Below are 12,184 nucleotides of genomic sequence, written 5' to 3' on the forward strand. Positions count from 1 at the left end.
GGCAGCTGGAAAGTCACCCCCTTGCCGATTACCGGAATGTGCCGGTAATCGGCATAACCGGGATAGGTCACAAACAGGTTGGAACCGGTACGAATGGTTTCACGAACCCCAGGGTGCAGCTGTTGGGTTGCCGGGTCGATGAAGCGCAGTTCGAGTTCGGTGTGGCGTTTTATCTTCACCGATCCCCATGCGGTGTGAACGCCTGACTTGAGATTTTCACCGTGGGTGAATGCGTTGTCCTCGAAACGTGAGCGGGACAAGGCGACACCGGGTTGCAGGCTGCGATCAAAGGACGCCTTGACCATGAACAAGTAGTTATCGCCAGACTCCGGATAAATATGGCCCGCTTCGCGCTGAATCAAATCCCCCAGCACATCGTTCGGCACCCGCGCGCACAAACAACCGATGACCTTATTGTTAAGGAACAGCGGCTGATAAAACATCAGGGTGATTTCATCATGGAAGCGTGAAGTCGAAGGACCAATCTTCAGGGTCAACGGATCGCTGTAAGGGCCATGCAGGAACGGGGCTTTCAAGCCTTCGGCCAATGCAAGTGGGTTCAGGTCTTTGCTTTTACAATGCGCTGGCCACGTCGAGGCAAGTACCTCACCGTGGATATCGACCACAAATAACTCAGACAAGTCAGACGCCTGATTAAGCTTTTCCTTGAGCATCGTGCTGTCAATTTGAGTGAGGTCGCCTGCAAGGTTGCTGCTCACTTCGCCCAAGTGATCCCAGTATTCCTGGGCCCAGCGCTGAAGCAATTTGACGCGGGTTTGGGCGATGGATTCAAAGGTTTGTTCAATGACCGGATAAAACGTTTTATTCAATCGGCATGAACGAAGCATAGCGATTTTTCCGGTCTTGCCAAACCAGGGAAGCCACCCCTTTTCGGCGGTAGATAGTTGCATTGATTCACTGCGCAAAGTCATGCCGTACTCCTTCTACATCGGCCTGATGATCCTGTCCCTGCGCAAGACTTATGCCAATTAGCCACTAGCGAGTGATTAAGCGCTATTTTATGACTGAAGAGTCATGAAAAACGACGCTTTAACATATCTAAATGTCGCAATTGTGCCCTTTCCGTGTGCGTTTTCTGCTATGGCGCCTGAAAGCGGGCGTTGTCAGTCATCAGTTATTTAGGCAACCGCTGGCCAAGCGCATGTGTGCTGCCGGTCTGCGCCATTTTACGCAAGGCCACGCTTTCCCACGTCGCTACGACCAGCAAAATACCGGTGGTCAAAGAGCCCAATACCCATGCCGAAAGCACCTGAGCGAAGGCGAACGGCGCGAGAATAATCAGCAACAGCAAACCGATCAGATGGGACAGCGGCAAAATGATGCGTTCGGCGGTCACCATCTTGAACAACGCAGTGCCGAGCAGATAAAGGCTCGGCCCGGCAAGGATCGCGCAGATACCAGGGGATGTGGCTTGGTCCGGGTGCATCAATACCAACTCATCGGCGACCGCACTGACAATGATCCCTGCGATGATCAATATATGCAGATAGGTGTAGGCCATGCGTGCTTCACGGCCAGGGTCATTAGAGTTAGCGATACGATGGTGGGCGCGCTCTGCGCCGCTGTCGAAATACACCCACCACATGGCCACGCTGCCGAGCACGGCGACCAGAAACGTAATGACCGTGTTCAGCGTCAGCTCTAGCTGGCCAAAGGTCGCGCCAGTGACCAACAACGATTCGCCTAGCGCAATGATCACGAACAGCGCGCAACGCTCGGCCATGTGGTTGCCTTCGACGTTCCAGTCGTTCAGGCTCGAACGACCCAGCCCCGGCACCCAAAAGTAAACCGACGGTGAAACCAGTTCGATCGACAGTGCCACCACCCACAGTCCTAGCCGCAGACCCTCGTCTGCCAGCCCGCCGCCGATCCAGAACGCCCCGGAGCACAGTAGCCACACCAGAATCCGTTGAAAGTTGCGGGTCATGCTGATCGGCTCGTGGCGTACTGCCCAGATCGCGAACGAGGTTCGCCCGACCTGCATCGCTACGTAAGCAAAAGCGAACATAGCGCCGCGATTGGTGAAGGCATTGGGGATCGACACCGACAACAGCAAGCCGGCCAGCATCAGCGCAAACAATGCCAGGCGCACGGGGATGCGCTCCGGGTCGAGCCAATTAGTAATCCACGAGGTAAATATCCACACCCACCACACCGCCAACAACAGCATCGTCACCTGCACCGCGCCTTGCACCGTGAGGTTGGCCAACAATGAGTGCGACAGTTGGGTGACGGCAAAGACAAACACCAGATCGAAAAACAACTCGATCATGCCGACCTTGCCGCTGTCCTGGCTGCCACGACTGCGCAATAAAGAAGAAGGGCTCATGGTTGAAACTCGGCAAACGGCCAGGTGAAGTTGTTATCAGCAGACTCATCGGCAAAGCAGTTGGTTCAGCCGGTCTTGGTCTGCACAGGGTGAGCTTTGCTATGCTTGGCGCCTTATGTCCGGGCGATTTGGCCTTTGGCAGTCTCAAACTAGCACTTTCGGATTTCTAAATGACAGCCTCTCTTCAACTGCGTACCCAGCCGCTGTCCCGGGCTGACTACAAGACCTTGGGCCTTGCGGCGCTCGGTGGCGCGCTGGAAATCTATGACTTCATTATTTTCGTATTTTTTGCGCTGACCCTGAGCCAGTTGTTTTTCCCGCCAGACATGCCGCAGTGGCTGCGTTTGCTGCAGAGCTTTGGCATATTTGTCACCGGCTATCTGGCGCGCCCGTTGGGCGGGATTTTGATGGCGCACTTCGCCGATCGGCTGGGCCGCAAGCGTGTGTTCAGCCTAAGCATTCTGTTGATGGCGCTGCCGTGCTTGCTGATTGGGGTGATGCCGACATACGTCCATATTGGCTATTGGGCGCCGCTGATTCTTTTGGCCCTGCGAATCCTGCAAGGCGCAGCGGTGGGTGGCGAAGTACCGAGCGCCTGGGTTTTCGTTGCGGAGCATTCACCGCCGGGGCATCGCGGTTATGCGTTAGGTGTGCTTCAAGCGGGGCTGACCTTTGGCTATCTGCTGGGCGCGCTGGTCGCAACGTGGCTTTCGCGCGTCTACAGCCCGGAGCAAATCCTCGATTTCGCCTGGCGTATCCCTTTTCTGCTGGGCGGTGTGTTCGGCGTTGTCGGCGTTTGGCTGCGTCGTTGGTTGAGTGAGACCCCAGTGTTTATGGCGTTGCAGGCACAACGTGACGCCTTGGGCGAATTCCCATTGCGTGCGGTGTTGCGCGAGCACCGTCAGGCGTTATTGCCAGCGGTGTTACTCACGTGCGTATTGACCTCGGCGGTGGTGGTGCTGGTGGTGATTACGCCAACCGTCATGCAACAACGCTTTGGCATGAGCGCCAGCCACACGTTTGCTTTAAGTGCCGTGGGCATCGTCTTCCTCAACATCGGTTGCGTCCTGGCGGGTATGTTGGTCGACCGCTTGGGCGCGTGGCGCGGTGTCATCGTCTACAGCCTTTTGTTGCCGCTGGGCGTCGGCGTGTTGTACGCCAGCCTGATCAATGACTGGCTCTCACCGGGCCTGGCCTATGCCATCGCTGGATTGGCCTGCGGCATCGTCGGGGTCGTACCGTCAGTGATGGTCGGTTTGTTTCCTGCGCACATTCGCGTGTCAGGCATTTCCTTCACGTACAACATTGCTTACGCGCTGTGGGCCAGCACCACGCCGTTAATGTTGATCGCGTTGATGCCGTGGAGCCCATGGGTCTGTGTGGTGTATTGCACGGTGATGGGCGGTGTCGGTTTAGCGACGGCCGCATTTTTTGGTCTGAAACGCGGCGTGGACGTCGACGGTGCAGTCGCGAGGTCGGTGACCTGAGCCAAAAAGCCCTCTGGTGGAAGGGCTATGCTCCTTGATTGACTCGTTGGGAGGCGCCAGCATGAATAATAACAATGGCCTGTCCATACACCATGAGGTTGAAACGATCTTTCGTCAGGAGTCGCGTCGGGTATTGGCCACGCTGATTCGGCTGCTGGGCAACTTCGAACTGGCCGAAGAGGCGTTACAAGATGCTTTTATTGCGGCCGTCGAACAATGGCCGCAGGCTGGAATACCTGACCATCCCCGTGCGTGGCTGATATCCGTCGGACGCTTCAAAGCCATCGACAGCCTGCGGCGTCGAGCACGTTTCAATGCCTCGTTAGCTGATTTGGCGCTTCTGCTGGAAGGGCAGATGCACGCCAATCCCGCCGATCAAGACAGCCTCGAAGACGACCGGCTGCGTTTGATTTTTATCTGCTGCCACCCGGCCTTGACTGCGGATGCGCAGGTCGCCCTGACCTTGCGTGAGGTCTGTGACCTCTCTACTGAAGAAATCGCCCGGGCATTTTTGATCACGCCGTCCACCGTGGCACAGCGAATTGTGCGTGCCAAGAGCAAAATTCGCGACGCCCATATCCCGTACGAAGTGCCGTCTCACGCGCAATTGCCCGAGCGCCTGGATGCGGTGCTGCGTGTGGTGTATCTGGTGTTCAACGAAGGCTATTTCGCCACCTCCGGTGATACGTTGACGCGCAGCGATCTGTCCAGCGAAGCCCTGCGGCTCGGGCGTTTGTTGGTTGATCTATTGCCGCAAGTGGAGGTGGTGGGGTTGTTGGCGCTGATGCTGTTGATCGAGTCGCGACGGCCTGCGCGCTTATCCAGCAGTGGCGAGCCAGTGCTGCTCGATCAGCAGGATCGCAGCCTGTGGGATCGAGACATGATCCGCGAAGGCGAAGCGTTGGTCGAACAAGCGCTGCGCTCGGGTCGCGTTGGTGCTTACAGCGTACAAGCCGCCATCGCCGCGGTGCACGCCGAAGCCCGCTACGCCACAGACACCGACTGGCAACAAATCGTCGGCTTGTACGACGTGCTGGTTGGCCTTACGGGATCGCCGGTGGTGGCGCTCAATCGAGCGGTCGCCGTAGCGATGCTTCGCGGGCCAGAAGCCGGGTTGAGCTTGGTGGACGGACTGTTGGACGCAGGCGAACTGCTGGATTACCACTTGGCGTGGTCCGCGAGAGCCGACTTGTGTCGGCGTTTGGGCCGCATAGACGAAGCCCGCGTCGCTTACACAAAAGCTATCAAGCTGTCGCAACAACGCGTAGATCGCCAGTTTCTCGAACGCTGCTTGAGTGAATTAAATTAACGGACAGCCTCAGGGAATGAAGGCCGCGCCGCGATATGTCTAATGCACCTAGTCGTCTGCTTCCCGAACAGGTTCGGTCCCACCGAATCTCAGCATGTCGCCGGATTTGAGGCCGCTGACAAAACTGTGGGCGCCAGGCTTGCCTGCGAATGCCCCGACGCGGTCCCCGGGACTCACCACCGGTCAGAATCCAAAATGCCTCACTTAGCGCTGTGTCGAATTCCAGCCCCTGCAAACGACTATTCCCGTAAGCCGGCATTTAACGCCAGCGACGGAGGCCGTGATGAAGTACCTGTGCTTGATCTACAGCAACGAACAAACCCTGCATTCGCACCCGGACAGCCCTCGCGACGATGAGTGCCTGGCCTATGCGCAGTCGGTGCAACAGAGTGGCCGGATGTTGGCAGCAGAGCCGCTGGAATCGGTCGAAACCGCCACCACCGTCCGTATGCGCAACGGCAAAGTGACGATTACTGACGGCCCATTCGCTGAGACCAAAGAGCAATTGGCTGGCTTTTACCTGGTCGAGGCGCGCGATTTGAACGACGCGTTGAACATCGCGGCCAATATCCCGGCGGCGCGGGTCGGCAGCGTCGAGGTGCGTCCGGTGCGTCAGCTGAATCTGCAGCAACAGGCGAGCTAATGCGATTGTCGTTGGATGATCGCCTTTCATTTACCGCATCAGGAGAATGAACATGAGCGTCAAAGCAATACCGGAAGGCTTCCATAGCCTGACCGTCTACATGGGCGTCAAAGACGCATCCAAGGCCATCGAGTTCTATAAAAAAGCCTTTGGTGCGATTGAAAACTTCCGCCTCAACGGTCCGGATGGCCGGGTAGGGCATGCTGAAATCCAGATCGGCGATTCGAAAGTCATGCTCTGCGATCCGTGCGACCAAGGCGGCTTCACCAGTGCTGACCCCAACGGCACGACCTCGTTTGGGATGCACCTGTATGTGCCGGATGTAGACGCACAGTTCAAGCGCGCCATCGACGCCGGGGCGAAAGTTTCCAGGGAGGTGCAGGACCAGTTCTACGGTGACCGTTGTGGCACGTTGCGCGATCCGTTTGGCCATCTGTGGTTTATCGCGACCCACAAAGAAGACCTCACTCCCGAAGAAATCGGCAAGCGCGCCGAAGCGGCATTCAAGCAAATGCAATCCTGAACCGCCCGTGACCGCTCGCACGTTGCTGCTAAGACAAGACTGCAGCGTGCGAGCGGGCCCTCGCTCGACTTCGCAATATGTGTAAGCGACTACTAAAGTGCGATTTCGTTGCAGTGTTAATTGTAACAGTTGATTGTAATTATCATTCGCTAAGTTTATTGTGCTGCCTGTCTATACAACCGCGATCGAAAAAAACATTCACCATTTAAGGTGGGGTAGAGCTATGCATATTTTTGGTAATTACGTGGCTTATTTTTTAGCGTCCTACACGGTAAGTCTGCTTTTATTGTAGGAACTTTCTTAAGGTTAATATGAATGCAGTGAGCACCTGTCTCCATTGTGAAGGTTGTTGAAAATCGGCCTAAATAAAATGATGCCGTTGCCGATCCATTAAATGAATGCATAAAAAACAATATGTAGGAAGAATCCTACGTACTGATTTGATATTGATAATAACAAGGTTGAAATCTATGCGGGTGACACGGAGGGAACGCGATGTTTTGGTGCTTTTGTTATGCGGGAAAACCAACAAGCAAATCGCTGAGGCCCTTAATATCAGTGGTTATACGGCTCGCGATCACGTTTCTTCATTGCTGCAGAAAAGCGGAGTGAAGACCCGCGCTGCGCTGATGGCACAGCACTTGGAAAAAAAGAAATCTCGCTGATTAAAAAACCCTACATTTGTAGGATTGTGCCGACAGTTCGTTGGTCATACTATCAAACATGTCGTGCATAAACACATATTGAGTAACGGAACTTCGGTGTGGCGAATGTCCCTCGTCAACGAACGATTTCTATCCTGTCGATTGGCACTTGCGCGTCAATGGTTATGCGGAGTGAAATAATGAAAAGTTCAGATCGCATGGAGTTGTCGTCGTGCTTGTTTGCGCTGCGCAACGTGAACCATAGTTATCGGCGTGGTCAGCGGATCATTCCCGTGCTCACTACTATTAATCTTGTTATTGAGCGAGGGCAAACATGCGCGCTGGTGGGTGCGTCCGGGTCAGGTAAAAGCACACTTCTGAACATACTAGGGTTACTCGAACACCCCACCTCAGGACGGCTGGTATTCGGCGGGCAAAACATGCAAACCGCAGGCGCCGATCAGTTGGCCAACCTGCGCAACCGCGACATTGGGTTTGTCTTTCAGGCATTCAACCTCCTGCCACGGCTCAGCGTCCTCGATAACGTGGCCCTGCCGCTGAGTTATCGCGGGGTGCCCCGTCGCGAAGCCCGGGTGTTTGCGCAGGAGCAATTGGCTTTGGTCGGGCTTGCCGAGCGGGGCAGTTGCAGGCCTGCCGATCTGTCCGGAGGTCAGCGTCAGCGGGTGGCGATTGCCCGTGCTTTGGTGGGGCGGCCGACACTGATACTGGCCGATGAGCCTACCGGTAACCTAGATAGCCAAACGGCCACAGACATTATGACGCTGCTGCTGGGGCTCAATCGCGACCACGGGGTGACGTTGGTAATGGTGACCCATGATGGCGAATTGGCGAAACGCTTTGACCGACAGATTCGAGTGATTGGCGGAGAGCTGCATGAGGAGAGCGCCCATGAGGCTTTCTGACACGGTGCCTTCGCTGTCGTGGTTGCAGATGTTCGTCGAGTCAGCCGAGAGCTTGCGTGCATTGGGCCGCCGGTCATTGCTTGCGCTGCTGGGCATCGTCGTGGGCAGCGCCTCAATCATCGCGTTGCTCAACATTGGGCGTAATGCCGCCGAAGACGCCATGCGCACGTTCAAGGACATGGGCACCGACACACTGGTGGTTAGTTTTCCCTTTTCTGCCCAGAAGAAGCCGCCGCTGCCCCTCACGCTGGATGTGCAGCAGATCCGTCGGGAGGTGCCAGGTATCTCCCATGTCGCGCCGATCACCCAGCACTCGGTACGCCTCAAGCGTGGCGCTACAGCTACCGACGCAAGCCTGATTGGAACGACTCCGGGGCTTGCTGCAATCATGAGTTTGCAGCTGCGCGCCGGGCGGTTTATTTCAGTGTTCGATCAGCGCAGCACGTTTGTGGTCGTCGGTGCGCGGGTCGCAGACGACTTAGGTGTAAACGGCACGCCGTTGCGGCCGGGCGATTCGCTGCAAATCGATCACTACGTGTACCAGGTTATCGGCATCGCACGCTCCCAAGCGTCCAACCCGCTTATGCCAATCATTGCGGATGAGTCGGTCTTTATTCCCCTCGAAGGCATGCAACGCCTGCGCCCTTCGGCCGAGGTAGGCAGCGTGCTGGCAAAGGTGCGCAGCGACATCGATTTACCGTCCACCGCCCAGGCGCTGAAAGCACTACTGAGCGTACAACTTGAGGGGCGCGAAGTGGACGTGCAGATCCCGCAACAACTGCTTGAAGGGCTCAAGCGCCAGACGGAAACCTTCGCCTGGCTGCTCGCCGGACTGGGCAGTATTTCATTGCTGGTGGGCGGGGTCGGGGTGATGAACGTGATGCTGATGAACGTTTCCGAACGACGTCGCGAGATTGGCGTACGCATGGCGTTAGGCGCTCGTGCGCGTGATATCCGCACCTTGTTTTTACTCGAAGCGACCACGCTTTCTGTCGCCGGTGCTGTGCTTGGCGCGTTGCTGGGTGTGGCAGTGGCCTACGTATTTACCCTGTTTTCGGGCTGGCAATTCAGCCTGTCGCTGTCGTCCTTGCCCTTGGGGATTGGCAGCTCTCTATTGATTGGCTTGTTTTTTGGGCTGTACCCCGCGATTGCGGCGTCTCGGTTATCGCCGGTCGTCGCGTTGCGGGATGAATGAACACACCTCACAAGACCCGTAAGTCTTCCCTAATAACAATTGGAGTAACGCTCGTGACTGTTTCCACTTCCACCGCTGATGTAACCGTTGCGACCCCGCAGCGGGCTAACCTTTTTACTGTCGAGGGGGATATACCGCTCGACCATTCACAACTGGCCGCACAACAGGCGGTGTTGTCGAAAAAAACGCTGCTGAAGTTGCAGATGGACCTCGTCGGTCCGGGGGGGTTATTTGCAAGGTTTTCAACCCAAGTGGCTGAACAAGGTCGGCAAGCGCCCAGTCTGCAGTTATTGCCTGACTCTGAACATGCGATGTCGCTGATGTTCACAGACCAGGCGATTGAGTTTGCGCTGGCGTGTCATCACCGTCGGGCGTACGCGGAAAATCCCTTCGCCGGCTTCCCAAGGGACGCGTTGTGCTGCGTGGTGTATGACGAATCACGGCGTACTAATCTCGCGGAGCGCTATGCGGCAAACGAAGAATTGCGGGCTTGCGACAGCCGCTATTTCATCAAGTTGATTGCAACCACCCAAAATACCGTCGAGCGACGCTTGGTGTTCCAGGGCTTGCTCGAACACTTCGACGCATTGCTGCCCATAGAACAGAGCATCTATCAGGACGGTTACCGTGACGTTCAACAGGCTTATCTGGAGCGCGAACAAAAACTCTACGGCACGCTGACATTGAGCAAGCCACTGAGTCTGCTGTTCAAGGAGCAAACCCCGGAAAGCCTGCTGGCCGCTGTTGGACCGTGTGAACGAAAACGTGCTGATGATTAAGGCAGTCACCGCCCACGCCACATCTTCTGTTGAACGGTTTAAGGCCAGCGTCGACCTGCGCCGCAAACGTATTTGGATACACGCTGCGTTGGCGCATGCGGTCCCGTTGGCGGCGCTTTTGGGTGCCAACAGCGTGAGCGGATCAACTCAGACCCGCGCTTCGCAACCGAGCATGGCGTTTGTCAGTGCGCCGTCCGTTTCGGCGTCAACGGTGGACCTGACGCTGACGGACGCGGTGTACCTCGGGCTGCGTGATAATCGCAGTATTCGTAGCGCATACCTGCGGCGGATTGAGCAGAAGTTTTCCCTGCGCGTGGCGGAAAACAGCTTTATGCCACAGTCAAAAATCACTAGTAAGTCTCAGGCGAACCGTGGCAGTGCTGACCATCAGCGCGATTACAGCCTGTCGCCTTCCACCAAACTACTTAACCAATGGGGGACACTTTTCAGCCTGTCATGGACACAGCATTTCAATCGAGCCAAACAAGGCGGGCACAAGCAGGAAAACGGCCTTGTATTCCAGGTCGTTCAGCCGTTGCTTCGAGGCGCAGGACGCGACATCGTCACCGCGTCTGTGCGCTCTGCACGGCTGGCTGAGGACGGTAACCGTTTGAAACTCAGGGCCACGGTTTCGCAGGCGGTCACGCAGATTGTGTTGGCCTACCGCGAGTTGCTCAAGGCCCAAGAACAACAACGCATTGCCCACGCGGCACTGACCCGCCATCGAGATTTATTGGAGGTAAACAAGGCCCTGATTACAGCAGGCCGCATGGCCGAATTTGAAAGCGTGCAGACCGAGGCGCAACTGGCCAGCCAAGAAATGAATGTTGAAGAAACCGCTAATCAACTGGACCAGAACCGGCTGAAGTTTTTGCAACTGCTGGCGCTGGACCAAGGCACTCAACTAAGAGCCAGCGACGTGCTCAAGGTTGAGCGTCTGGAGATGGATCGGCAACATGCGTTGCGCGTTGCGTTGGCACAGCAACCGGAGTATTTGCAGCAGTTAATCGCCGGAGAGCAGGCACAGATTGATTTACGGGTCGCTGAGAACCAACGCTTGTGGGACGTCTCGTTGATCGGCGGCGCGAGCCAGTCGCGTAGCAGCCCCGGCACCGAGCCGTTACACATTAATAGAAGCTGGGACAGTTACGCCGGTCTTCAACTGACCATCCCGATTGGCGATTTGAGCGCTCGTAAACAAGTGGTGAGCGCGCAGGTCGCGTTACAGAATCACGCCATCCAGCAGGCCGGGGCGCGGCAAACCCTGGAGCAAAACGTCAATGACAGCGTGCGCGACATGAGCGCCCGTTGGCGCCAATACGAAATCGCCCAACGGGTTCAGCAACTGTCGCAACGCAAGTTAGACATTGAGCGCGACAAGCTACAACTGGGACGCTCCAGCAACTTTCAGGTGTTGAGTTTCGAGGACGATTTGCGCCAGTCGAAGAACGCCATGCTTAACGCGCAGATTGCCTATCTGAATGCCCAGACTGAGTTGGACGAGCGTCTGGGCATGACCTTGCAGAGCTGGGAGATTGCCCTCAATGACTAAGCCACTGATTAACCGCTATCGGTGTTTGAAAACGGCGGGGCCGGTCGGCAGTGTGCTGGTCAGTGCACTTGGGCTGTTCGTCTATATCAGCGCAGGGCCCGCGGCGGCAAACACCGGGCAGTGGCTGCCTATAGCCACCGCGCCGCTGGTGCAAAGGCTGGGCGTGGCGGGGCGGATCGAGCCGGGCTCGCTGCAAATACTCACTGCGCCCTTTGACGGCGTGGTGGAGGACAAGCCAGTGATCGAGGGCCAGCGCGTGGAACGCGGTCAATTGCTTCTACTACTGGACACCGGACTTCTGCAAATCCAGCTGCGGGACTCACTGGCAGAGCTGCTAAAAGCGCGCCGCGCCGTGCAAGATTTGCAGGGCTGGGCAAGCGGCCAGGAAATGGCCCGGGCACGACGGGCGCTGAGCACCGGCCAACTAAACCTGAACGACACCGAGCGCAAACTCGAAGAAACCAGCATCTTGCTCGAGCGCGGGATCGTGCCACGCATGGAAGTCGATGCCCTGAAGCAGCAAGCCCACGTGCAACGCCTGGACGTAAACGCTGCGCAGATTGAACTCAAGGACGTCGGGGAAAAAGCCTTGGGCGAACACCGCCAGATCGCCGACATGCAACTGGCCAATGCTCAGGCCAAATACCAGGCATTGTTGGCGCTTGAAGCGCAGCGAGAGGTCCGCGCGCCCTTTGCCGGGATCATCGTCCGCTTGCCCGGCAACGCTGCAGACGCCACTGCGCGCCCGGTGCAACAAGGCGCCCGCGTCAGCCCTGGCC

General features: G+C 56.8%; 12 protein-coding genes. 10 read left to right on the forward strand and 2 right to left on the reverse strand.

Going from position 1 to position 12,184, the window contains the following annotated elements; all coding sequences use genetic code 11:
• Together M0974_RS01345 and M0974_RS01350 are read right to left on the reverse strand one after the other, a co-directional pair.
• The coding region (locus M0974_RS01345; protein WP_367278933.1) for a cache domain-containing protein at positions 1-932 on the reverse strand (932 nt) is incomplete at its 3' end.
• 203 nt (positions 933-1,135) lie between these two features.
• A complete protein-coding gene (locus M0974_RS01350) occupies positions 1,136-2,350 on the reverse strand; it encodes a low temperature requirement protein A (RefSeq protein ID WP_297831670.1) in 1,215 nt (404 codons plus the stop codon).
• Positions 2,351-2,520: 170 nt separating this feature from the next.
• Between M0974_RS01350 and M0974_RS01355 the strand changes: the two genes are divergently transcribed.
• From M0974_RS01355 to M0974_RS01400, 10 genes are all read left to right on the forward strand, one after another.
• Entirely contained in the window at positions 2,521-3,837 is a 1,317-nt protein-coding gene (locus tag M0974_RS01355) for an MFS transporter (protein ID WP_297831673.1), read from the forward strand.
• A gap of 61 nt (positions 3,838-3,898) precedes the next feature.
• Complete coding sequence (locus M0974_RS01360) at positions 3,899-5,146, forward strand: RNA polymerase sigma factor (protein ID WP_297831675.1); 1,248 nt, start codon at positions 3,899-3,901, stop codon at positions 5,144-5,146.
• A gap of 283 nt (positions 5,147-5,429) precedes the next feature.
• On the forward strand, positions 5,430-5,789 hold the full coding sequence (locus M0974_RS01365) for a YciI family protein (protein WP_297831678.1): 360 nt from the start codon (positions 5,430-5,432) through the stop codon (positions 5,787-5,789).
• A gap of 52 nt (positions 5,790-5,841) precedes the next feature.
• Positions 5,842-6,312 (forward strand): VOC family protein, encoded by a 471-nt coding sequence (locus tag M0974_RS01370; RefSeq protein ID WP_297831682.1) that lies wholly within the window; start codon positions 5,842-5,844, stop codon positions 6,310-6,312.
• A 470-nt stretch (positions 6,313-6,782) separates the two neighbouring features.
• Positions 6,783-6,977 carry a LuxR C-terminal-related transcriptional regulator gene (locus M0974_RS01375; RefSeq protein WP_297831685.1) on the forward strand — a complete coding sequence of 65 codons (195 nt, stop codon included), beginning with the start codon at positions 6,783-6,785 and terminating at the stop codon, positions 6,975-6,977.
• A gap of 179 nt (positions 6,978-7,156) precedes the next feature.
• Entirely contained in the window at positions 7,157-7,879 is a 723-nt protein-coding gene (locus M0974_RS01380; RefSeq protein ID WP_297831687.1) for an ABC transporter ATP-binding protein, read from the forward strand.
• Positions 7,866-9,074: an ABC transporter permease gene (locus tag M0974_RS01385; protein ID WP_297831690.1), complete on the forward strand. Its 1,209-nt coding sequence runs from the start codon at positions 7,866-7,868 to the stop codon at positions 9,072-9,074. Before M0974_RS01380 ends, M0974_RS01385 begins: the two co-directional genes overlap by 14 nt.
• 53 nt (positions 9,075-9,127) lie before the next feature.
• Positions 9,128-9,853: a hypothetical protein gene (locus tag M0974_RS01390; protein ID WP_297831693.1), complete on the forward strand. Its 726-nt coding sequence runs from the start codon at positions 9,128-9,130 to the stop codon at positions 9,851-9,853.
• On the forward strand, positions 9,846-11,405 hold the full coding sequence (locus M0974_RS01395) for a TolC family protein (RefSeq protein ID WP_297831695.1): 1,560 nt from the start codon (positions 9,846-9,848) through the stop codon (positions 11,403-11,405). Before M0974_RS01390 ends, M0974_RS01395 begins: the two co-directional genes overlap by 8 nt.
• On the forward strand, positions 11,398-12,184 hold a 787-nt coding region (locus M0974_RS01400; RefSeq protein ID WP_297831697.1), incomplete at its 3' end, for a biotin/lipoyl-binding protein. The genes M0974_RS01395 and M0974_RS01400, both read left to right, overlap by 8 nt.

Source organism: Pseudomonas sp., assembly GCF_026224925.1.
Classification (GTDB): Bacteria; Pseudomonadota; Gammaproteobacteria; order Pseudomonadales; family Pseudomonadaceae; genus Aquipseudomonas.